This is a genomic window from Roseovarius sp. S88 (genome assembly GCF_037023735.1).
Taxonomy (GTDB): Bacteria; Pseudomonadota; Alphaproteobacteria; order Rhodobacterales; family Rhodobacteraceae; genus Roseovarius; species Roseovarius phycicola.
Window position 1 is genome coordinate 1,544,453 of sequence record NZ_CP146069.1, and the last position, 21,573, is coordinate 1,566,025.

A 21,573-nucleotide genomic window follows, 5' to 3' on the forward strand; every position below is an offset into this window, starting at 1 on the left:
CGTCAGGCGGCCAGCCTGTCGCGGATTTCATTGACCCGTGCCGTGATCTGCTCTTGCCGGGTGCGCAGGATTTTGTCGCCACTCAGAAAGCCGGGAAACATAGCGGCACGTCTCAGGTCGCGCACAAGCATCACCTCAATCGCCGGTGCAAGGCGGGCGATCCATTTGCGCCCCTGTGCTTTTTCCTCCTGGGTCACGACCTGTGCGACACGCGTGCCGCTGGCTTCATCGCGTGGGGCAGATGGTTTGACCCCAAGCAAGGTTTTTTTGATCTGTACCAACCGTTTGCGCGTCTGTTTTAGACCTGCAAGAAACTCTTCGAACTCGATATCCATATCAAGCGACTCTGCCCAATCCTGCCATTTATGGGTGTTAAACGTGGGTGAGATACACACCGGCACAAACGGCACGCGGAAAGCGTCGGCAATGATGGCCCCATGCAGCGACTCGGCAAGAACAAGCTTGGCGCGTGCGAGCTTGAGGATCACGTGCTCACTGTCATCGGCGGGCGACACATAGGCAACACCTGCGCGCGCTGCCACCCGCTCCCAGTTGAGCGGCAGTTTGGCCGTGCCGACATGCGGAATGAAGACAATCTCGCCACTGGTGTTGAAATCCTGAAACCGGTCAAAGGTCGATACCATCGCAGCGGGGTCCGTGATCGCGTGCTCTGGCGACAACCCCAAAAGCTGGGCCGTGCGCGGTCCACGAACAAACCCGATCTCGGTGCCTTTGGGCAATTCGCTGGGCACCACACCGTAACCCGATCCACTGCCCATCACGATCACCTTGCCATTGTCGACAAAGTTCTGTCTCCACAAGATGCTGCCAATCCCAAAAAGCGTGGTGTCCGGCGCAATTTCGGAATGCCCCGGGAACAGGTCATCCCAGAACCATTCATTCATATCATCACCAAAATTGCCGCCATCCACTTTGCAGAAAAAGACTTTCATGCATCCACCTCCTTGTCTTTGTGATGGGTCGGCATGTGTCGGTACCAACGGGCCAGCGCGCCGATGGCAGAGACGTCTATGCCCGTGGTGATCCTGCACAGCGCCCACCGCACCGCCTGCAGAGCGATCATGGTCACCGCAAAACCTGCTGCTGTGACGATCAGCGCGTCGTGTCCAAGGGCCACGATCATGGGCACGACGGAAATGCCTACAGCCACAAGTGTCAAAAGCGCGGCCACGCTTGTAAGGAAAAACGCGCGCCGCTTGTCAAAAAGCTGCATGACCAGAGCCGTGTTGCCAAAAAAGGCACTGGCCAGAGGTATCAGGAACACCCACCAGATCACCGCCTCACTTGCCGCGTAGTCCGAACCGAATAGCCGGATCACCAAGGGCATGAAGAGCCACAGAACAGCGGCACCTGCCGCCATAAGACCAAGCTTCAACGCGCCGGATATGGCAATGAAATGCAGGGTCCTCGGATCCTCATGGGCATGGTCCCCCTCTGATAAGGCACGCGCAATTGAACGCGATATCTTGGGCGCGAAACTGGTCTCAACGGCGTTCACAGCAAAGCTAAGGAATGTCACCACGCTGAGCGCGACGGCCATTTGCGCCACGCCGACCGCGCCCAATGGGATGGCCGCAACAAGCAAGAGCACGTCGCGCAGCCGATCCGTCAAAAGCCGGTTCGGTGCCAACAAAAGACCCGTCGTGATCCAACGTTGCCAGCCTTTGGTGTCAGGCGTTGTGTTTCGCATGAAGTCGAAGAAGCGCCGCAGCAGGACGAATTGCACCATGGCAATCAACCCCACAATCGACAGGTACAACCCTACCACAATCTCAAGCGAAACTGAGATGCCGATAAGCCATGCACATCCCAAAACCACACAGAAAACCAATGGTCGAAGCACCATACCCGGCACCTGGCTGCGCAGCACCTTGTCCAGTGCAACCGCTTGCGCAGCATTGGTTGCGTTCCAGCCCATCACAGGGATCATCGCCGCAGCCATCAGGACCGCGATGGGATAGCTCTCTGCCATGTCGGGGTTGCGAAACCAAATCAGTCCCAAGAAGGTCGCGACGACCGGTAGGCATGCAAGCAAGAGAACCCGCCTGCTAACGATGACAAATCCAGCGGCCGCCGCGTCATTGCCGGATGCGCGCGCACGCACGACTTCGCGAATGGCCGTTGCGCCAATGTTGAGGGTAGACAGGTAGGCGGCAATAAATGCACCTGACCAAAGCGTCCAGACAAGGCCGAAGTCTTGCGGGCTGAGCATGCGCGCAAGTATCACCGTATAGGCCAGAGTGCCAAACGCGCCGAGCACGCGGATGGAGATCATGATCCCCGCCGCACCGCCTGCACGCAGGGTCTCTGACCCCGCCGCTGATCTACCAATCGCAGCCATCATGCGCTGACGTTACCTCTGAAGGCGGCGACGAAAGCGCTTTGCGACAAACCTGAACCACACATGATCAGGAAACGCTTTGGCAACCCATGAGCCAAGGAGCAAAAGCCATAGTGGCCAGACATGTAAAAACCCCTCAACTGAGTTCGTCCCAGGCGTTAATCGCGACTGCAGAAACACCTGATTCTGCTGTGCGGCGTTAGCGCAGATCAAAAAACTACGTTTGAAAAGCACCGTATTGCGAGAATGCGGCTGAAATTGGGACGGAACACGCAGGAAAGTCAGGTCGGCAAATTCCAGCCTGCTTAGTTTTTGTAACGTGCAGATGACGGTTTTTATGGGGTTTATTCAGATTCTGCTCAATTTTGAGGCGAATTCAGCGAAACTCTGCCCAAACACTTGGTGACCAGCGGAATGTGGAACATTGCTCAGGTCCCAAGCCTTAGTTCCGACACATTTCGGCACTTATTAGGCTGGGCACTGCGGAATACTCCATCCGGGGGGATGAACCAATGAACTCTTGTCGAGCCAAAGTCGAGGCTGATGAACCTCATTTGAATACTGCGCCTGAAAACGACGTCAATGTTCCGGTTGGCGGTGGGATTAAGCGTGTTTTTGATGTTGCGTTTAGCCTGGTCGCGGTCCTGAGCACTTTGCCGTTTTTTGTTGTTTTGCCGCTCATCATCATGGTCGTGTCCCCCGGCCCAATCTTGTTTGCACATACGCGTGTTGGGTATGGCGGCACGCCATTTCCCTGTTTGAAATTCCGCACCATGGTGCCCAACGCGGATCAGATGCTGAAAGAACATTTGGCATCGAACCCCGAGGCACAAGCCGAATGGGACCAGCATCGCAAACTGAAAAACGATCCTCGGATCATTCCTTTGGTCGGCAACTTGATGCGGCGTCTGAGCTTTGATGAGTTGCCTCAGTTTTTCAATGTACTGCGTGGTGACATGAGTGTCGTTGGTCCACGTCCTTTAACGGTGGATGAGGTCAAGGACTATGGCGAAGCCGCGCGCCGGTATCAGGCGGCGCGCCCCGGCATCACAGGGCTATGGCAGGTCTCTGGTCGCAGCGACATCTCATTTCGCGAACGTATCGAACTGGACTGCCGCTATGTCGCAACCTGCAACTTGACCAGCGATATGCGGCTTATTGCCAAGACAATCGGCGTCCTTCTGAACGGGCGCGGCGCGTATTGACCCAAATTTGAGAGGCGAGAGAGGCAAATCAGCTTCAGCGCCTTTGACCCAAGGACAAACCAAATGAACATTCCAAAATCCAAATACACCGCTATAGTTAGCGCTGTTTCGACTGGGGGGTATGTTTTGAAGGGGCTGTTGCTGCTGGCGCCGGTACTAAGCTGCGCGCTGGCCTTGATCGTGTATCTGGCGGATGGGGGCTTCTGGATGATCCTGGCAGCATTCTTCCTTGCCGGTCCTTTGTGTCTTTTGGTGATTGGCCTGATCCTGGATCGACGGCCCGATGACAGCGGAGACCCCAAATAGCAGCTGGGTTGCCGACCCCGAGATCGCACCAGGTGCGGTAGAGCCAGGCGATGTTCTTGTGGTTCTGCCCGCGCTGAATGAAGCAGAACACATCGAAAGCTGCCTGCAGTCGCTGATGCGCCCGGCGCATTGGATGTCACACTGCACGGTGGTTGTCGCCGATGGCGGCAGCACCGATGGCACGCAGGATATCGTTTTGCGCCTGAAGCGCACCTATCCAAACTTGCATCTGCTGCACAATCCACACCGCTTGCAAGCAGCTGGGGTCAATGCCGCCGTGACACATCTGTCCAAGCCATATCACAAGCTTTTGGTGAGATGCGATGTGCATGCCATCTACCCCGTGGGATATGTTCAGGCGCTTGCCCGGGAACATGCTCGTGTCAAATCTGCATCCGTTGTAACGGCCATGGACGCCACAGGGCAGGGTGGGTTTCAAAAAGCCGCCGCCTGGATTGTCGATACGCCATTGGGATCAGGCGGATCGACCCATCGTGGCGGGCAAAAAGCACAGTATGTGGACCACGGTCATCACGCAGCCTTTGACATTGATTGGTTCCGCCGCGTTGGAGGGTATGACCCCGCCATCAGTCACAATGAAGACGCCGAATACGATATGCGTCTGACGCAATCCGGAGGAAAGATCTGGCTCACCGATCAAACGCGGATTGCCTATGTGATGCGACCCACATTGGGCGCCGTTTGGCGTCAGTACTGGAATTATGGGCACGGCCGGGCGAATACCTTGCTGAAACACAACGCCCGTCCTCGCCTGCGTCAACTGGCACCGGTGCTCAACCTGCTGGTGTTGCTGGTCTCGGCGTGCGCGATGCCCTTCACATCGCTCGGTCTGGTGTGGCCAGCGCTCTATGCAGGCGTGCTTTTGGGCACGTCCCTCATCGCTGCAGGCCTGTTGCGCAGTGCCGAAGGGCTTTGGGCCGGACTTGCGCTTGGCGCGATGCACATAGCCTGGGCGCTTGGATTTCTGCGTCGGGTCTGCACGATCTCCAAGCCGCGCTCTTCCGAGGTGCAAACAGGGTGAAGACCAAGATGCGACCATGGCACATCGATATCTGTATTTGCACCTACAGGCGGCCGCATCTGGCCAAAACGCTCACCTCCCTGAGTGAAATTGAGCGACCTGACGGCACAGTTGTCCAAGTTAGGGTGGCAGATAACGATGCCAAGCCAAGTGCCCGACCCATCATCGACACATGTGCAACATCCTTGCCCGTCGCTTATGTCCACGCCCCTGCGCGCAACATTTCGATTGCACGGAATGCTTGCCTGGACAGTTCTGACGCAGATTTCGTGGCCTGGCTTGATGACGATGAAATCGTCGACCAGACCTGGCTTCGACGTCTTTTCGAGGCACTCCTGAGCAAAGGACACGACGCGGTGTTTGGCCCGGCCATCGCCATCTACCCGCAAGACGCCCCCACTCACATTGCCAACGGGGACTTTCATTCCAACCGGCCGGTTGTGCGTCGCGGCGAGGTGCGCACCGGGCACACTTGTAATGCGCTTGTTGATATGCGCCCCGCGTCCACACGCGCGCTCCGGTTTGATGTGGCCAAAGGTCGGACTGGCGGAGAAGACACCGACTATTTCCACAGGCTTTGGCAAACCGGTGCGCAATTTGGCATTTGCGACGATGCAAAGGTCTATGAGGATGTCGCACCGGCCCGGCTGCACCCCGGCTGGCTCATGCGCAGAAGCTTTAATGCCGGGCATGTGTTTGGCGAGCTTAGCCGCAGGGATGCGCGCTTATGGGCGCTTCCCAAGCTGATCCTTGTGGCGTTGACGAAGGCGCTTTACTGCCTGCTCCGGGCTTTGGTGTCAGCCGGATTTGCGACAAGCAGACTTTGGTGGTTGCGACGGGGCGTCATGCATTTGGGCGTGATGGCGGGTCTGGCGCGGATCACACCGAAGACGCAATACTAGACGTTGTTTGTTCAGAAGATGCGGTTTGCGTCGGCGGCGGGTCTTGGGTAATAGCCGCGTCCACCAGCATCCTTAGTGTGCCAATGGGTTCAACGAACACTTCGTCGGGCAACTCAAGCAGAGTCTGTCGCGCTTTGTGCACTAGGCTTCGGTCTTCTAGAATACGCGAAACAACGGACGGCAGGGTGCGTTCAAGCGGTTCCTTGATGACAATACCACTCGCGTGTCCCGAGATCCATTGACCGGTCTGCGAAGACGCCGGGGCAATGGGCGGGCAGCCATACCACCCCCCTTCATACAGCCGGTTGGGTAAGAGCCATTGTGAGTTCAGGCCTGCATCCATGAAATCCCCGGCCCAAACCATATCGACCTGGGCATAAAGAGCCGCCAATTCATCCGGCCAACGATAGCGCCCGCCATAAGTCAAATTTGGGTGCGCCGCGATGATCTGATGAAAATCAGGAAGTTCCGCCTCCGCCGGATATCCGCGCAAAATGACCTCAACACGGCCCTCGAACTGTTTGGACAGACTGCATAAAAGCTTCAGAGACCGCGCGCAGCGCAAATTGCCAAACCAACCGATCCGCAGTTTGCTACTCTTGTCAGTCACGTCATCTGGTCGCGGCCCAATGCGCGTTTGCAAACGGTTTTCCAACACCTGCGCGCCGCCTGCATCCGGGTAGTACCGCTCAAAATGTGCGCTCAGAAACGCAGGAGACGAGACCCAATGCCCAACACAATGTCGCAAAGCGCGGCGCTCGATGGCCCGAAAGAGTGCGCCGATACGGTCCCGCCGTGCAACAAGTCGATGAATGTCCAGACATTCATAGATCACAGGCGTGCTCAGCCGCGCGCGCCGCCGCGCAAGCAGTGCCGTTAACAGCATGTCGAGATTGCGTGCCACGATCAGATCAGCGTCTGCCAAGGCAGGGACCTGCGCTTTTTTTGCGCCCTGTAGCACCGCACGTACTCGGTGCAGATACCCATTGTCGTAGGTTCGACCCAGATCCGTCACGACCCAGTCTGGCCGCGCGAGGTCAGTCCGATAGCTGGCAAATCCTGCCACGTCGATGCCATCGCGCGCGAACCCCGCCACGCGCCGTTTGATCGCCGCGTCGCCCCAATCATGCGCGAAATACGCCAGTCGTATTGGCCGTCGGGCGTCACGCACCGGCAAGGCCCTGCAACTCTTTGGCCCGCGCGTAGAGTGCGGCGTCGGCCGCGCACATCTCATAAAGCCGGTCCAGTTGATCAGGCGTGAACGCGATGTCAGGTCCCTTGCCCTGATTGTACTTGTGCAAACTCAGTCCAGCGCCAAAAAGCTGTTCGAATTCAGCCGCAAACTGTTCTATATCTTCAAGAAATCCGATTAAAGCGAACTCCTCCAAAGCCTTCGTCGCATACACCAAGCTGGCGGTTTCCGCGTCCTTAGGAACGCTGTGTTGGCCTGACAGATATCGCAGGTAAGTCGTGCAATGCGCCCGTGCGATCGGGCTTTGCAGCCAGACGTCCGGGTCCCGATCGGCGATGCCGGCAGCCACGGCCATGCGATAATTCGAAATCGTGCGTGCCACCGGATCCCGCATGATCGTCAAAAGCTTATACCGACCCAGCAGATGCGTGCGCACGCGCTCAGTCAATAAAACATGCCCATGCACCAAATCGGTGTTCCAGCACCCATGCGTCAGCAAAAGCCGCTCGCGCAGATCGAACGTGTGGTGACCATGTTCCAGGTCATCGTGACACCGCCACGGATCGTCTTCGCCAAAGGCAAGAACAGAGGCAGCACGCCGGGTTGAGAGGGCATCAATCACGCCAACGCGTTTGTGAATCGGCACCGTGGCATAGAGCGCCTCAGACAGAGACGTGCCACCACATTTCGGCAAATGCAGGAAAATCGCCGGATGCCGCAATCCAGCGCCCAGAAGCGACCGCTTGATCCGACCGGAGTAGACCCGGGACCGGCGTGTTGTGCGGCTTTGCGTGACGTCAAAAAGGCTCATTGGCAGCACCCCTGGGAACCTTGGTGAATTCCTTGTTTGCTTACATGTTTCGAAAAAGTGGCGAGATTGCGTCGGCTCAGATGGCTGCCTGGGTTTCAGCGAGGATTTGCCATCAGTTGATGAAAACTTGAGCAGACTTGTGCCGGTCAGAAACTGGACCTATTCCGCCGCGGGTTTCAGACTACTCATCAGGTGGTGAAACTTCTCACCCTGCACCGCGACATGTGTGCGGATCACGTTGGCCGCCATGTCCCCATCACCGTCTTCGAGGGCCGCCACGATCTGCTCATGTTCGCCCATAGACTGCTTCAACCGGCCTCTAAGGCGCAATTGAATACGCCGAAAGGGCTGCAAGCGCCGTTGCAGCCGCAGGCATTCTTGTTCCAGAAACCGGTTGCCGGAGTGCCGGTAGAGAAGGGCATGAAACCTCTCGTTCTCACGGTAGTATCTGTCGGTATCCTGCGCTTCGACCGCGGCGTTGCAGCGCGCGTTGATCTTGTTGAGGTCGCGAAGAGCCTCGTCAGAAATGCGCGACGCCGCAAAGCGGGCGCTGGTGGCTTCCAACTCCGCCATAACTTCGAACATCTCGATGAGCTCAATGGGGCCGGGCTGTCGGACAAATACGCCCCGCCGAGGGATCTGTTCGACCAGGCCAGATTGAGCAAGGCGCTGTAAAGCTTCCCGAATTGGGGTGCGCGATACCGAAAAGCGTTCGGACAGTTGGACTTCATCCAGCCGTTCACCATCGGCAAATGTGCCGTCAAAAATCAGCCCTTCAAGCTCATCCGCGATGATGTCTGCCCGCTTGCGTTCCATGTTTCGCATTTAACATGCCACGTAATCGTGCGCAAGATTGTTATTATTGTATACAAAAATGTTGACTCTGAACGCACGCACTGCAACTTGAAAGCAGTCCGATCTAGAATCGGAAGCGCAATGGGAGGAATGTTATGACTATAAAGTTCACCGCCACCGTGGCGGCGACCGCGCTTTTGGCAGGCACATGGGCCGCCGAAGCCGCAGAGCTAAGGCTGTCGCACCAATGGTCCACATCAGATGTCCGTCATAAGGTGGCAGAGATCGTCGCGAACGAAGTCGCCGCGGCTGACGTAGACTTGGAAATCAAGATTTTCCCGTCCAAATCGCTGTTCAAACCGCGTGAACAATACAAGCCCCTGAGCCGGGGTCAGTTGGATATGACGGTGTTCCCGCTCAGCTACGCAGGTGGACAGCGCCCAGAGTTCAATCTGACTTTGATGCCCGGCTTGGTGAAAAACCATGACCATGCCGCTCGCCTGAATGAAAGCGAATTCATGGGCAAGCTGGAAGATCTGATGGCCGAGGATGATGTGAAGGTGCTAGTGCACGGCTATCTCGCAGGTGGCTTTGTTGGCAAAGACGGGTGCATCACAAGCCCGGAGGACGTCAAAGGTCAACAAACCCGCGCCGCTGGCAAAGCGTTTGAACAGATGCTGGCCGGGGCAGGGGCATCTATTGCCTCGATGGCCTCATCCGAGATCTACAACGCCATGCAGACGGGTGTTTTGACAGCGGCGAACACCTCGTCATCATCCTTCGTCAGCTACCGCATCTACGAACAAGTGGCCTGCTATACACCGGCCAGCGACTTTGCCTTGTGGTTCATGTATCAGCCGCTCTTGATGAACAAATCCACATTTGAGGGTCTCACCGAAGCGCAGCAAGCCGCCATCATGGCGGGCGCGGAAAAGGCTGAGGCCTTCTATCTTGAAGAAGCCAAGAAACAAGACGCGGAATCGGCCAAGGTCTTTGCGGACAACGGCGTTGAGATTGCCAACATGACACTCGAAGAATTCGACGCCTGGCGCGCTTTGGCGCAAGAAACGTCCTACAAAGCCTTTGTGAAGGACACACCGGGTGGTCAGGACCTGCTTGACCTTGCTCTTTCAGTTGAGTGACACACGGCTGAGCGGGGCCGCCCGATGCGGCCCCACCACATTCTGAATCAGGAGTGAGCCATGGCTGGCCAAAGCAACGCCTCGGTCGCACGCGTCGGGGACAATCTCTTTTTGCGCTCAGTTGCGGCGGTCTCCACGCTGGCGGGGTGGTGCTCGGCGGCCATGATCGTGGCGGCGGTGATGATCACCTGCCAGATGATCTTTGTGCGCTTTGTGCTCAACGGCTCAACCGTGTGGCAGACCGAGGCGGTGATCTACCTGGTCATCGCAGCCACGCTTATTGGCCTGCCATATGTGCAGCGCTTGCGCGGTCACGTGAATGTCGATCTGATCCCGCTGGCCTTGCCACCAAAGGCACGGTTTGGCTTGGCCATGGTTACGCTCAGCCTATCGATCCTGATCGTGGGCGTCATGCTTTTCTACGGCTACGACTATTGGCATTTCGCATGGGAACGCGGCTGGAAATCAGATACAGTATGGGGCGTAAGGCTTTGGATTCCTTACCTTGCTTTGCCTGTTGGGTTTGGCCTTCTGCTGCTACAACTGATTGCTGACCTGGTGGCTGTGATCATCGGCGTTGACAAACCCTTTGGGCTGGAGGACGGCTGATGGATCCTCTTGTCCTTGGCGCGCTGGTCGCCTTTTTCACTATATTTGTTCTCTTCTCAGGCGTTTCGGTTGCCCTGGGACTTCTCATCGTCTCAGCTGGTTTTTTGATCGTCTTTGATGGGATGCGCTCGCTGGAGCTCATGCCCGAAATTCTCTTTGGCAAGCTCGACAACTTCGCTCTTTTGTCGATCCCGATGTTCATCATCATGGGCGCGTCGATTGCGTCCACGCGGGCAGGCGCGGATCTATACGAGGCTCTGGAGCGTTGGCTCACCCGCGTACCCGGAGGACTGGTGGTTTCGAACCTTGGGGCCTGCGCGCTCTTCTCGGCCATGTCGGGGTCATCACCGGCAACATGTGCGGCCATCGGTAAAATGGGTATCCCCGAGATGCGCAAACGCGGCTACCCGGATGCCGTGGCCGCTGGCTCCATCGCAGCCGGTGGCACGCTGGGCATCCTGATCCCGCCTTCCGTGACCATGATCGTTTATGGCATCGCCACCGAGACATCGATTGGGCGATTGTTCCTGGCCGGGGTGTTCCCCGGCCTGCTTCTGGTTGGGCTCTTCATGGCGTGGTCGCTCTATTCGACCTGGCGCTCCGGTGACGCGACTGTACTCAGCTCAGGCAGCTACACATGGCGTGAAAAATTCGAAATCCTGCCGCGCGTCTTGCCGTTTCTCGGTATCATATTCGGCGTACTTTATGCCATGTACGGTGGTATCGCGACGCCGTCTGAGACCGCCGCTGTGGGTGCGCTCATGTGCCTGCTCATTGCGATGATCATCTACAAGCTCTGGAATCCACGCGATCTCTGGGTTGTTTTGCGCGACAGCACCAAGGAATCTGTGATGATCCTCTTCATCATCGCAGCGGCGGGCGTTTTCAGCTACATGCTCTCATCGCTCTTCATCACCCAGGCCATTGCTGAATGGATTGGCACACTCGACGTAAACCGCTGGGTTTTGATGGGCGCGATCAATGTCTTCCTGCTAATCGCCGGTTTCTTCCTGCCGCCGGTGGCTGTGATCCTGATGGCGGCCCCAATCCTGTTGCCCATCATCACCACCGCCGGGTTCGACCCAATCTGGTTTGCCGTGGTGCTGACCATCAATATGGAAATCGGCCTGATTTCACCGCCTGTCGGTCTCAACCTTTATGTCATCAACGGCATCGCGCCTGACATCTCGCTCAAAACGATCCTCAAAGGCTCGTTGCCATTCGTCGCCTGCATGATCATCGCAATCATCCTCTTGTGCCTGTTTCCCGGCATCGCCACATGGTTACCAGATGCCGTGATGGGAGCCACAAAATGACAATGCTCGCCGATCTGTTGTCGACAGTTTTTGACCGCAGGGTGAAGTTTGCAAACCTGTTTTCCGATGATGCGCGCAGCACGGAAGATCTTGCCGCGGCGCTGGTCAATGCCAGCAGCGAAGGCGAAGGGCGTGCGCTGGGGCAATTGATCCTGACCCGCTTTGCCGAGATGGACGATGATGGAAAACGCGCGTTCTTCCGCCACGTGGCCGAAGACATGAATATCGACCCAGAAACTGTGCGCGGGGCGCTGTCGACTTACGAGGCTGATCCGGGCAGAGCGAGCTACAAAAGCTTTTTGTTGGCGGCCGAACCGCAGCGACAGGAATTGATCCGGCGCCTCAACATGGTGCCCAATGCCACCGGGCAACTGGTCAACATGCGTGCAGACCTATTGCGCCTGTCAGTGGGTGATCCATCACTTGAGGCGCTCGATATCGATTTTCGCCATCTCTTTGCGTCCTGGTTCAACCGCGGCTTTCTGGTGCTGCGACCAATTAACTGGCAAAGCCCGGCGCATATTCTGGAAAAGATCATCGCCTATGAGGCGGTCCATGCCATCGATAGCTGGGAAGACCTGCGCCGCCGTCTTGAACCTGCTGACCGGCGCTGTTTCGCATTTTTCCATCCAGCGATGCCAGATGAGCCTCTGATTTTTGTCGAAGTGGCGTTGACCTTGGGTATTCCAGGCTCTGTCCAGAACCTGCTGTCCGAAGAGCGCGCGGGCATTCTGGCCGATGACGCGGACACAGCGGTGTTCTACTCGATCTCCAACTGTCAGGCCGGGCTTGCGGGAATTTCCTTTGGCAATTCGTTGATCAAGCAAGTGGCGGCTGACCTGTCGCTAGAACTACCGGGGTTGAAAACCTTTGTCACGCTGTCACCGATCCCCGGCTTTGCCCGCTGGCTGAGTGACGCGCTGCCAGAGGCAGCTCCAGGGGATCACGACCTGATGCGCGCGATGGCGGCGCATTACCTTGTTGCAGCCAAACGGCCAGATGACACACCGCGTGATCCTGTCGCGCGGTTCCACTTGGGCAATGGCGCACAGGTTCAGATGGTACATGCCCAGGCCGATGTTTCGGAGAAAGGGCTGCAACAGTCCCATGGCGTGATGGTCAACTATCTCTACGACCTCGCAAAAGTGGCGCAAAACCATGAACACTTTGCCGTTCAGAACAAAATCGCCATGTCCTCGGAAATCCGTTCTCTGAGCCAATCTGCGGCAAAAACCCTCAAGCAGGGGGTGGTCGATGACAAACCCGCTTTATGATGAGCTATTCGGTAAACATGCCGGTCAAAGCACACCGTTCCTCATCCTGCCGGATGGGACGGTCTGGACGCACAACGCGTTTCTGGCGAAAGCCGCTCAATATGCGCACGTTCTGAAAGCAATGGGCCTACAGACCGGCGACCGCGTAGCCGTACAGGTCGAGAAGTCTCCCGATGCCCTGGCGCTCTATGCGGCTTGCGTGCAGGCCGGATTGGTCTTTCTACCTTTGAACACGGCCTACACGGTCGATGAACTTAGCTATTTCATCGATAACAGCGGCGCGCGCGCGGTGATCTGTGATCCCGCACAGCGCGACGGGTTGGCGCCCGTTGTCGCAAGTTCAGGCGCGGTTCTGGAAACGCTGGATGCAGCCGGGTGTGGCACCTTGGTGGGCAAGGCAAGCCATCAGCCAGACATTTTTGATACCGCCGCACGCGTCGAAGATGACCTTGCTGCGTTTCTCTACACCTCTGGCACAACGGGGCGCTCAAAAGGCGCAATGCTCACGCAAGCCAACCTGCTGTCCAATGCGCGCACCCTGGCCGAGCGCTGGCATTTCACCGACAAGGACGTGCTGTTGCACGCCTTGCCGATCTTTCACACCCATGGGCTTTTTGTTGGAACCAACATCACGCTCATTGCTGGCGGTGCGATGATTTTCGTTTCCAAATTCAATGTCGAGGACATGATCGCGCTGATGCCGCAGGCGACATCAATGATGGGTGTGCCCACGTTCTATACACGTCTCATGAGCGATGAGCGCTTTACCAAGGACCTGACAGCACATATGCGCCTGTTCATTTCGGGGTCTGCTCCGCTTCTGGCCGAGACGCACGCACAGTTCGAGGCCCGCACCGGTCACCGTATCCTTGAACGCTACGGTATGACCGAGACCAACATGAACACGTCCAACCCTTATGACGGTGAACGTCGGGCAGGCACGGTTGGCTTTCCTTTGCCGGGTGTCGAATTGAAGATCACTGATCCTGAAACTGGAGAAACCCTGCCCAAAGACACAGTGGGGCAGATCGAAGTGCGCGGCCCCAACGTCTTCAAAGGCTACTGGCAGATGCCAGAAAAAACCGCCGCTGAGCTGCGCGAAGACGGGTTCTTTATCACCGGCGATCTCGGCCTGATCGATGATCGTGGCTATGTGCATATTGTCGGGCGCAACAAGGACCTGATCATCTCGGGCGGCTACAACATCTACCCTAAAGAAATTGAGCTGGTGCTTGATGCGCAACCCGGTGTGCTGGAAAGCGCCGTGATCGGCGTGCCTCATGCGGATTTCGGGGAAACGGTCGTCGGGGTTGTCGTTCCGGAATCCGGTGAAACGCCTGACCTTGACGCCATAGCCTGTGCCGCCACCACATCCCTGGCGCGCTTCAAACATCCACGTAAGCTCGTGTGCCTTGACGCCTTGCCGCGCAATGCGATGGGGAAGGTGCAAAAGAACATCCTGCGGGACCAGTACAAGGACCTCTTTGTGCCTGCATAAGTCAGGGATGTTTGCTGGCTCAAATCAGGCCGTTTGCTTTCCTGCCTTCCAGCCGATGAGTATCAAGGACCCCGCAATCGCGATCCCCAAAAGGTCGGTGCGCCAGTCCCCTGAAATCATGAAAACGGCCCCAACCAACAATAAAACCCGCATAAACGGCCCTGCTGATCCGATAAACCAGCCCTGGACAGCGCCTGCCAGCATGTAAACGCCTACAAGCGCCGTGACGAGATTGCGCAGGCTGACATACCAGGGCGCTTCCATCAAAAGGCCCGGGCTATAGTAGAACATGAAAGGTACGATAAAGGCCGCAAGTCCGACCTTGAAGCTGGTGATCGACGTGCGCATCGGCTCAGAGCCTGCGATCGCGGCACCTGCATAGGCCGCAAGAGCCACGGGGGGCGTGATTGCTGAGACCACGGCAAAGTAGAAGACAAAGAAATGTGCAACCAGAGGCTTGATCCCGATCTCGATGAGCCCTGGCGCTACAACCGATGCGGCAACAGCATAGGCGGCTGTTGTGGGCATGCCCATACCGAGGATCACGGCGATCATCATCGCAAAGACAAGTGCCAGAAGGGTGCTTTGTTGTGCCAGATCAAACAGCAAGTTGGAAAAGCGGGCCCCGACTCCGGTTAGAGAGATAACCCCAACAATCAATCCAGCACAGGCGCACACAATGATGATCTGAAGCGACATGCGCCCGCCGTTGCCGAGCGCCTCATAGACTTGCTTTGGACCCATGCGGTAGGGGGTCAGCCAACTGACAACCGCCGCTGAGGCAATGGCCAATGTACCGGCGCGAATGACGGAGTACCCGCTGAAGAGAGCTCCGATCAAAATAACGATCGGAAGGAAAAGATATACCTGCCGGATGAGTTCAGACATCTTTGGCAACTCATCTGATCTCAAACCTCGCATGCCCGTCCGGCTGGCCTCAAAATCGACCATGAAATAAATTGAGGCAAAGTAGAGGATGGCAGGGATCAGAGCCGCGACAACCAATTCCGTGTAAGGGATGCCTGTGATCTCGGCCATGATGAACGCACCGGCCCCCATGATGGGGGGCATGATTTGACCACCCGTAGAAGCCGCCGCTTCGATCGCAGCTGCTGATTTGGGCTGGTATCCCACTTTTTTCATCAAGGGAATGGTGAGCGAACCAGTAGATACAACGTTGCCCGCAGACGTACCGTTGATCATGCCCATGAGGCCCGAGGCCAGGACGGACACTTTAGCTGGCCCACCGCGTGCTCTACCTGCGGCGGCAAAGGCAAAGTTGACAAAGTAGTCGCCCACCTTCGAGCTTTGCAGAAATGCGGCGAATACAATGAAGAGAATGATGTATGTGGACGATACTGCAGTCGTCGGCCCGAGCACGCCATTGTCAGTGAATACATAAGTAAAAAAGCGGTTGGCGTCATACCCTTTGTGTTCCAGGAATCCGGGCATCCAGGGACCCGCAAAGGCGTAGGCGATAAATACCAGGGCGATCACAACCAGAGCCATTCCCGCAACACGTCGTGTCAGCTCCGCAATCAGCAAGACGATCACGAATGCGGCCCAACCATTGTTTGGATCGGCAAATGGCGTACCAGCACGCAGGCGCAGCGACAACGTGTCAAGGCTGAACAAGATGAACCCGCAACTCGACAATGTGGCTACAATCAGTGCAATATTGGACAATGGCAGTTGTCCGCGCCGAGCTGGGTAGAGCCAACCGGTTACCAAAGCAACAAGCGTGCCGATGGCCAACGTCCAGCCGAAGAACGCCAATGTCCAGTCAGGTGGTGCCGTTGCATCGGGCGACATCAGCAGAACGGCTGCGGAAAGAAAACCAAGCGCAGTCAAAGTGGCAACCAAGGCCAACCCACCAAGCACAACTGAAAATCGACCCGCCGCGGTGTCTGGAACCGGGCGCACCGAAACAGCGGCGCTCATGCCAAATCCAAGCACAAGAGCACCTGCAATGTGCATTATCCGAAATGTCCAGGTTTCAAGGGGCGCTATATTCAAAACATAGAGATGCCAGCCGCTATAAATTGCGCACAGCAAAAAGCCGACCTGAGTTAACAGGTCGTGCGTTTCAAGGGCAGGCGTGTCCTGCTCTGTTTGTGTTACCTCCACCCGCTGCGTGCGCGCATCTGTCATTTGTTTTGTCCGTTGATCCGCATGAAATTAGCACCCTGTCGTGCTGACAGAGTGCTAATTTCGAGTTCTCTAGCGACGCGTCTCAGCCCTTGAGTTCATCTGGAATGTCGAAGCCGTTTTCTTCAAACCAACGCACTGCACCGGGATGCCAGGGAATAAAGGTATTCTTATCGAAATTTTCCGGCAGGGTTTCAGCTGCTGCTTTATGGATCTCCAACATTTGTGGATTGCTGGTCATTACCGTTTTCACAACTTCATACACAAGACTTTCTGGCACGTCCGCATGCGCGATAGCAAAATTCCACATTGAGACGCTCAATTGATCGTCTTCCAGTGAAGGATAGGTGCCAGCTGGAATTGTGAAAGTCGCCACGGGTTGGGTGGCAACAACTTCACCTTGTTCCTCGGGCGTAAATCCAAAATAGGTCACATCAGTTTGTGCATCGAGCTGACTAAAAGCTGGATAGGGCAGGCCGCCTGCCCAAGTGTAAACGTCGATCAAGCCATCCTGAAGTTGACCAGCAAGGTCAGCTGCACCGCCGTTCCGGAACTCAACGTTTTTTCCCATACCTTCGAGGATACGTGGCCAGTAAGTTCCCGGCGTGCCACCCGCAGGTCCAACCCCTACAACGGTGCCATCAGGTATATCTGCGAAACTTGAAATACCCGAACCAGCGAGCGTTACGGCATGAAAGCCGGTTTTGTACATAGGAAAAATCGCGCGGATTTTGTCGTGCTTGAGGCCGGGCGCCAGAGCGCTTTCGCCATTAATTGCATCAAATGCCGGCCCCATCGTGACCATTGCCATGTCAAGTTCGCCAGTCTGAACAAGCGCAGCGTTTTGAACTGGTCCGCCTGTCACCTCTGTGCCGCCGGGGATGCCCAATGCTTCTGAGACCATGTTGGCCCACCCGGCACCGTATACAAAATACGTGCCACCTTGGCTCGCTGTTCCGACAGAAAAGCTGTCGGGCCAGTCGCTTTTGTCCTCAGCAAATACCGCTGGCGCCGCCAACCCGATTGCGCCTGCCAAGGCAAGCGTTTTGAAGGCACCAAATTTGTGCAAGATCGTCATCATGTCCTCCTGTCAGAGTTTCGCTGAAACAGCGCTTGTTTTGTATTCTTTGTAGTGTGGAAAACTAAGTCGGGCATGCCCGACGGCAAGGTCTTCAACGGATTGTGATGTGGGACTCTTCGGCGGCAAGAGCCAAAGGGTGGGCAAATTTTAAAAAGTGAAAACCAGATCAGAGCTGTTCAGAACTTTCGAAACAGCTTGGTGCGGTCGAACATGTCTTCCAAGGCTTCCATGCGTGCTTGCGTGTGCTCCCAGTCACGCTCCTGCACTTCGGCAATCACGATCTCGGACATGAGCATGAGTGTCAGGTTTGAGTCCCATGCGGAGGGCACAGCAATGTGGCTGGCAAAACTAACCGTTGCGTGCTCCGCGATGGGCGACACCCATTGATCGGTGAACAGCACGATATCGGCCCCACGCTCGCGCGCCATTTCCGCTAATTTGAGCGTGCCGTTTTCGTATCTGCGAATGTCAAAGATCACGACGACGTCTTTTTCATTAAGGTCCAGCAAATAATGTGGCCAGGCATTTGAGCTTGAGGTGATCTGCACGACATCATCCCGAATGACCTGCAGGTGCAAAAAGAAGTAATCTGCCAAGGTCCGCGTGATACGTCCGCCGATGACATAGATTTTGCGAGAGGGATCACTGATCAAATCGCAGCAATGCTCAAACTCAGCAGGGGCGATTTTGGACATGGATTGACCAATGTTGTCGATGACCGCCTTGGTGAAACGGTTGAGCACATGACCCTCAGGCGCATCATCCACCCAAGAGGCGCGCTTGGTCAGGGGGCTTGAGATTTTTTCGTTCAACTCGGCCCTCAAGGCGCGTTGAAACTCGGGAAACCCCGAAAACCCAAGTTTTTGCACAAGCCTTGCCACCGTGGGGGTCGAGACCTCAGCCGCTTCGGCCAATGAGGTGATCGTGCCAAGGCCCGACGCGGGGTAGTTCTGCAAGATCACGTCGCAAAGCTGTCGTTCCGATCGTGTCAAGTCATCCGAGCGGTCCTGCAGTTTTTCGGCAATCGTATTGGTGCTCAACGTCCAGTCTCTTGTCACTGTGTGTGCGGAATTTTTGGTCGATTTTTTACATGATGTACGATCTTGTAAAAAAATTCATCAAAAAACATTTGACAGTCGCAAGTCTGATGAAGAAAAATCTTCATTGGAGGGTGGGATGATCAAGACAGCTGCGACTTCGAGTTTGGACCCGGTGGTCCAGGTGATAAATCCCGAAGGGTTGCACGAGGTTGTCCTGGTTTGCGAACATGCAAGCGCCTATATCCCGCCGAATTTCAATGACTTGGGCCTCGATAAGCAGACGGCCACCAGCCACATCGCCTGGGATCCGGGGGCCTTGGAAACAGCAAAGGCGATGTCGAAACACCTGAACGCTGTGCTTGTGGCAGGATGCGTGTCGCGTCTGGTCTATGATTGCAACCGCCCCCCCGAAGCGCCAAGTGCCATGCCGGACGTAAGCGAAATCTATACGGTGCCTGGAAATCAGGGCCTGTCCGATCAAGCCCGGCGCGCTCGGGCCGAAACTTATTACCGCCCCTTTGAACAGGCACTGAAGGAGACACTTTCGAACCATGAAAAACCGCCTGTCGTGGTTACGGTCCACAGTTTCACGCCAACCTTTCTTAGACAGAAGAGGGACGTCGAAATCGGCATTCTGCATGACGAAGATGCCCGGCTGGCTGATGCGGTGTTGTCCATCGCAAGCGGATACGATGTGCGGCGCAACCAACCCTATGGTCCTGAGGATGGGGTCACGCATACGCTGCGGCGTCATGCGCTGCGGAAGAACCTTCTCAACGTCATGATTGAGGTCCGAAATGATCTCATTGCCTCTCCAGACGCATGTTCAAGGATGGCAAAAACGCTGTCGCTATGGGTTGAACAGGCGCTAACCACTCTACGAGCCCTCCCGGAAAAAGGGGGCGCCCATGACAGTTCTGCGCGCCTATATCGGCTGGGTAGATACCTTTAACCGCCGTGTCGGGCGGTTCATCATGTACGGCATTTTCGCCATGATGGCCGTGCTCTTGTGGTCTACCATCAGCAAATTCTCCGACCAACCCTCACTTTGGACGCTGGAAGTCGCGCAATTTGCGATGATTGCTTATTTCTTTCTGGGTGGGCCGTATGCGATCCAGATGGGTGCGCATGTGCGCATGGACCTCTTTTACGAAAACTGGTCCGTGAAACGCAAAGCAGCCACGGATGCGCTCATGGTGCTTTGCCTGATCACCTATCTTGGCGTGCTGCTCTGGGGCGGGCTCAGTTCCACCGCCTATTCTCTGGGGCACTTTGGATCAAACCCGGTGGGGTTCTTAGTTGATCTGGCCACGGGCGAGAAATCCCTCGGGACACTGGAACGCAGCCGCACGATCTGGCGTCCATATCTCTGGCCGATCAAATCGATCATGTGTCTGGGCATCACACTGATGCTGCTGCAAGCGCTCTCGGAACTGTTCAAAGACATCCTGCGCCTGCGCGGCGAAGAGGTGGCACAATGAGTTATGAGGCCATCGCTCTTTTGATGTTCGCCTCGATGATGGTGCTTCTGTTTAGCGGTCAGCGCGTGTTTGGTGCGATCGGCTTTGTGGCCGTTATCGCCGCGCTCGCCCTTTGGGGGGATCGCGGCGGCTTTGACATTGCGTTTTCGCAGTCGATCAAGTTGATGCGGTGGTATCCGCTTTTGACAGTGCCGATGTTTGTGTTCATGGGCTATATCCTCTCTGAGAGCCGAATTGCCGACGATCTTTACAAGATGTTCCACGTCTGGATGGGCGGCTTACGCGGCGGGTTGGCCATTGGCACAATCGGGTTGATGGTTTTGATCTCGGCCATGAACGGCCTGAGCGTCGCAGGTATGGCCATCGGGGCCACCATCGCGCTGCCAGAGCTGCTGCGTCGGGGCTATGACAAGCGCATGGTGACGGGTGTCATTCAGGCGGGTAGCTCTCTGGGCATTCTGGTGCCGCCGTCTGTTGTTCTGGTGCTCTACGCCATGATCGCGCGCCAGCCGGTGGGGCAGTTGTGGCTCGCTGGGATCATTCCCGGCCTGATGATGGCGGGAATGTTCATCCTTTACATCGCCATCCGGTGTCGCGTGAACCCAAGCCTTGGCCCGGTTCTGTCCGAGGAAGAACGTGACATGCCCAAGGCCGAGAAATACCGGCTATTGCTGGCGGGATTGCTACCCTTTGCCATTTTCTTTGCGATGATGATCCCTTTCGTGAACGGCTGGACGTCACTGGTGGAAAGCTCGGCCATCGGGGCAATCACCGCCTTTCTCGCGGCTGTCTTGAAAGGCCGGATGACATGGACCGTTTTTGAAACATCTGTCCGCAGCACGCTTGGCATCACTTGCATGTTCATGTGGATCATCCTTGCCGCTCTGGCCTTTGGCGCGGTGTTTGATGGGCTAGGGGCCGTCAAAGCCATCGAGAGCCTTTTCACCGAACGGCTTGGCCTCAGCCCCTGGATGATCCTTATCCTGATGCAGCTCAGCTTCATCCTGATGGGCACGTTTCTGGACGACACGGCCATGTTGGTGATCGTTGCCCCGCTCTATATTCCGCTTGTGGGAGCGCTTGGGTTCGATCTGATCTGGTATGGTGTGCTTTATACCATCACCACGCAGATCGCCTATATGACCCCGCCCTTTGGCTATAACCTCTTTTTGATGCGCGCCATGTCGCCGCCTGAGATTGGCCTTGGCGACATCTACCGCTCTATCATCCCCTTTGTCGCGGTCATGGTTCTGGCGCTCACCGTCATCATGCTCTTTCCGCAGATCGCTCTGTGGCTGCCGCAATATGTGTACGGAAATTAATCAATAAGAAGAAAAGCATTGAAGCCAATCGAGTAACCAACAAGGAG

General features: G+C 56.3%; 20 protein-coding genes. 12 read left to right on the top strand and 8 right to left on the bottom strand.

The annotated features are described in order from the left end of the window. Window positions 1–2: 2 nt before the first annotated feature. Window positions 3–953, bottom strand: coding sequence for a polysaccharide pyruvyl transferase family protein (locus tag RZ517_RS07825; RefSeq protein ID WP_338550893.1), 951 nt, complete (start codon window positions 951–953; stop codon window positions 3–5). Beyond that, complete coding sequence (locus RZ517_RS07830; RefSeq protein ID WP_338550894.1) at window positions 950–2,365, bottom strand: lipopolysaccharide biosynthesis protein; 1,416 nt, start codon at window positions 2,363–2,365, stop codon at window positions 950–952. Before RZ517_RS07830 ends, RZ517_RS07825 begins: the two co-directional genes overlap by 4 nt. A 509-nt stretch (window positions 2,366–2,874) precedes the next feature. Between RZ517_RS07830 and RZ517_RS07835 the strand changes: the two genes are divergently transcribed. The 4 genes from RZ517_RS07835 (at window position 2,875) to RZ517_RS07850 (ending at window position 5,817) form a co-directional block, all read left to right on the top strand. Continuing rightward, window positions 2,875–3,567, top strand: a complete 693-nt coding sequence (locus RZ517_RS07835) for a sugar transferase (RefSeq protein WP_338550895.1) — start codon at window positions 2,875–2,877, stop codon at window positions 3,565–3,567. Window positions 3,568–3,630: 63 nt separating this feature from the next. After that, the gene (locus RZ517_RS07840; RefSeq protein ID WP_338550896.1) at window positions 3,631–3,873 is read left to right on the top strand and encodes a hypothetical protein; all 243 of its coding nucleotides are present in this window, start codon (window positions 3,631–3,633) and stop codon (window positions 3,871–3,873) included. Further along, window positions 3,851–4,915 (top strand): glycosyltransferase family 2 protein, encoded by a 1,065-nt coding sequence (locus tag RZ517_RS07845; protein WP_338550897.1) that lies wholly within the window; start codon window positions 3,851–3,853, stop codon window positions 4,913–4,915. The genes RZ517_RS07840 and RZ517_RS07845 overlap by 23 nt, the downstream gene beginning before the upstream one ends. Before the next feature lie 8 nt (window positions 4,916–4,923). Further along, window positions 4,924–5,817: a glycosyltransferase family 2 protein gene (locus RZ517_RS07850; protein WP_338550898.1), complete on the top strand. Its 894-nt coding sequence runs from the start codon at window positions 4,924–4,926 to the stop codon at window positions 5,815–5,817. Here RZ517_RS07850 and RZ517_RS07855 read toward each other — a convergent pair. The 3 genes from RZ517_RS07855 to RZ517_RS07865 all read right to left on the bottom strand — a co-directional run bounded on the left by RZ517_RS07855 (window position 5,795) and on the right by RZ517_RS07865 (window position 8,636). Next, window positions 5,795–6,988: a hypothetical protein gene (locus RZ517_RS07855; RefSeq protein ID WP_338550899.1), complete on the bottom strand. Its 1,194-nt coding sequence runs from the start codon at window positions 6,986–6,988 to the stop codon at window positions 5,795–5,797. The two genes, RZ517_RS07850 and RZ517_RS07855, sit on opposite strands and share 23 nt — an antisense overlap. Next, window positions 6,981–7,820, bottom strand: coding sequence for a hypothetical protein (locus RZ517_RS07860; protein WP_338550900.1), 840 nt, complete (start codon window positions 7,818–7,820; stop codon window positions 6,981–6,983). Before RZ517_RS07860 ends, RZ517_RS07855 begins: the two co-directional genes overlap by 8 nt. A gap of 159 nt (window positions 7,821–7,979) precedes the next feature. After that, the gene (locus RZ517_RS07865) at window positions 7,980–8,636 is read right to left on the bottom strand and encodes a GntR family transcriptional regulator (RefSeq protein WP_338551126.1); all 657 of its coding nucleotides are present in this window, start codon (window positions 8,634–8,636) and stop codon (window positions 7,980–7,982) included. A gap of 134 nt (window positions 8,637–8,770) precedes the next feature. On the opposite strand from RZ517_RS07865, the gene dctP reads away from it, so the two are divergent. From dctP to RZ517_RS07890, 5 genes are read left to right on the top strand one after another with little or no spacing between them, the layout of a single operon-like run. Then, the gene (gene dctP / locus RZ517_RS07870; RefSeq protein WP_338550901.1) at window positions 8,771–9,757 is read left to right on the top strand and encodes a TRAP transporter substrate-binding protein DctP; all 987 of its coding nucleotides are present in this window, start codon (window positions 8,771–8,773) and stop codon (window positions 9,755–9,757) included. Window positions 9,758–9,817: 60 nt separating this feature from the next. Then, on the top strand, window positions 9,818–10,366 hold the full coding sequence (locus tag RZ517_RS07875) for a TRAP transporter small permease (protein WP_338550902.1): 549 nt from the start codon (window positions 9,818–9,820) through the stop codon (window positions 10,364–10,366). After that, window positions 10,366–11,682: a TRAP transporter large permease gene (locus RZ517_RS07880; protein ID WP_338550903.1), complete on the top strand. Its 1,317-nt coding sequence runs from the start codon at window positions 10,366–10,368 to the stop codon at window positions 11,680–11,682. Before RZ517_RS07875 ends, RZ517_RS07880 begins: the two co-directional genes overlap by 1 nt. Next, window positions 11,679–12,956 (top strand): malonyl-CoA decarboxylase, encoded by a 1,278-nt coding sequence (locus RZ517_RS07885; RefSeq protein WP_338550904.1) that lies wholly within the window; start codon window positions 11,679–11,681, stop codon window positions 12,954–12,956. Before RZ517_RS07880 ends, RZ517_RS07885 begins: the two co-directional genes overlap by 4 nt. Further along, window positions 12,937–14,454 (top strand): malonate--CoA ligase, encoded by a 1,518-nt coding sequence (locus RZ517_RS07890; RefSeq protein ID WP_338550905.1) that lies wholly within the window; start codon window positions 12,937–12,939, stop codon window positions 14,452–14,454. The genes RZ517_RS07885 and RZ517_RS07890 overlap by 20 nt, the downstream gene beginning before the upstream one ends. Window positions 14,455–14,478: 24 nt before the next feature. Here RZ517_RS07890 and RZ517_RS07895 read toward each other — a convergent pair whose 3' ends face one another. From RZ517_RS07895 to RZ517_RS07905, 3 genes are all read right to left on the bottom strand, one after another. After that, a complete protein-coding gene (locus RZ517_RS07895; protein ID WP_338550906.1) occupies window positions 14,479–16,605 on the bottom strand; it encodes a TRAP transporter permease in 2,127 nt (708 codons plus the stop codon). 82 nt (window positions 16,606–16,687) lie between these two features. Beyond that, entirely contained in the window at window positions 16,688–17,638 is a 951-nt protein-coding gene (locus RZ517_RS07900; RefSeq protein WP_338550907.1) for a TAXI family TRAP transporter solute-binding subunit, read from the bottom strand. Between the two features lie 221 nt (window positions 17,639–17,859). Then, complete coding sequence (locus RZ517_RS07905) at window positions 17,860–18,723, bottom strand: MurR/RpiR family transcriptional regulator (protein WP_338550908.1); 864 nt, start codon at window positions 18,721–18,723, stop codon at window positions 17,860–17,862. Window positions 18,724–18,859: 136 nt separating this feature from the next. On the opposite strand from RZ517_RS07905, the gene RZ517_RS07910 reads away from it, so the two are divergent. Genes RZ517_RS07910 through RZ517_RS07920 form a run of 3 tightly spaced genes read left to right on the top strand, consistent with a single transcriptional unit; the run spans window position 18,860 to window position 21,526 of the window. Beyond that, a complete protein-coding gene (locus RZ517_RS07910; RefSeq protein ID WP_338550909.1) occupies window positions 18,860–19,675 on the top strand; it encodes an N-formylglutamate amidohydrolase in 816 nt (271 codons plus the stop codon). After that, window positions 19,632–20,204 carry a TRAP transporter small permease subunit gene (locus RZ517_RS07915; protein WP_338550910.1) on the top strand — a complete coding sequence of 191 codons (573 nt, stop codon included), beginning with the start codon at window positions 19,632–19,634 and terminating at the stop codon, window positions 20,202–20,204. The genes RZ517_RS07910 and RZ517_RS07915 overlap by 44 nt, the downstream gene beginning before the upstream one ends. Further along, entirely contained in the window at window positions 20,201–21,526 is a 1,326-nt protein-coding gene (locus RZ517_RS07920; RefSeq protein WP_338550911.1) for a TRAP transporter large permease, read from the top strand. Before RZ517_RS07915 ends, RZ517_RS07920 begins: the two co-directional genes overlap by 4 nt. Window positions 21,527–21,573 lie beyond the last annotated feature (47 nt).

Excerpts from the sequence above, each read along its gene's own strand:
- RZ517_RS07850 (WP_338550898.1), top strand. The coding sequence starts at position 4,924 with ATGCGACCATGGCACATCGATATCTGTATTTGCACCTACAGGCGGCCG.
- RZ517_RS07885 (WP_338550904.1), top strand. The coding sequence starts at position 11,679 with ATGACAATGCTCGCCGATCTGTTGTCGACAGTTTTTGACCGCAGGGTG.
- RZ517_RS07865 (WP_338551126.1), bottom strand. The coding sequence starts at position 8,636 with ATGGAACGCAAGCGGGCAGACATCATCGCGGATGAGCTTGAAGGGCTG.
- RZ517_RS07825 (WP_338550893.1), bottom strand. The coding sequence starts at position 953 with ATGAAAGTCTTTTTCTGCAAAGTGGATGGCGGCAATTTTGGTGATGAT.
- RZ517_RS07895 (WP_338550906.1), bottom strand. The coding sequence starts at position 16,605 with ATGACAGATGCGCGCACGCAGCGGGTGGAGGTAACACAAACAGAGCAG.
- RZ517_RS07835 (WP_338550895.1), top strand. The coding sequence starts at position 2,875 with ATGAACTCTTGTCGAGCCAAAGTCGAGGCTGATGAACCTCATTTGAAT.
- RZ517_RS07920 (WP_338550911.1), top strand. The coding sequence starts at position 20,201 with ATGAGTTATGAGGCCATCGCTCTTTTGATGTTCGCCTCGATGATGGTG.
- RZ517_RS07910 (WP_338550909.1), top strand. The coding sequence starts at position 18,860 with ATGATCAAGACAGCTGCGACTTCGAGTTTGGACCCGGTGGTCCAGGTG.
- dctP (WP_338550901.1), top strand. The coding sequence starts at position 8,771 with ATGACTATAAAGTTCACCGCCACCGTGGCGGCGACCGCGCTTTTGGCA.
- RZ517_RS07830 (WP_338550894.1), bottom strand. The coding sequence starts at position 2,365 with ATGATGGCTGCGATTGGTAGATCAGCGGCGGGGTCAGAGACCCTGCGT.
- RZ517_RS07840 (WP_338550896.1), top strand. The coding sequence starts at position 3,631 with ATGAACATTCCAAAATCCAAATACACCGCTATAGTTAGCGCTGTTTCG.
- RZ517_RS07875 (WP_338550902.1), top strand. The coding sequence starts at position 9,818 with ATGGCTGGCCAAAGCAACGCCTCGGTCGCACGCGTCGGGGACAATCTC.
- RZ517_RS07915 (WP_338550910.1), top strand. The coding sequence starts at position 19,632 with ATGACAGTTCTGCGCGCCTATATCGGCTGGGTAGATACCTTTAACCGC.
- RZ517_RS07845 (WP_338550897.1), top strand. The coding sequence starts at position 3,851 with ATGACAGCGGAGACCCCAAATAGCAGCTGGGTTGCCGACCCCGAGATC.
- RZ517_RS07890 (WP_338550905.1), top strand. The coding sequence starts at position 12,937 with ATGACAAACCCGCTTTATGATGAGCTATTCGGTAAACATGCCGGTCAA.
- RZ517_RS07880 (WP_338550903.1), top strand. The coding sequence starts at position 10,366 with ATGGATCCTCTTGTCCTTGGCGCGCTGGTCGCCTTTTTCACTATATTT.
- RZ517_RS07860 (WP_338550900.1), bottom strand. The coding sequence starts at position 7,820 with ATGAGCCTTTTTGACGTCACGCAAAGCCGCACAACACGCCGGTCCCGG.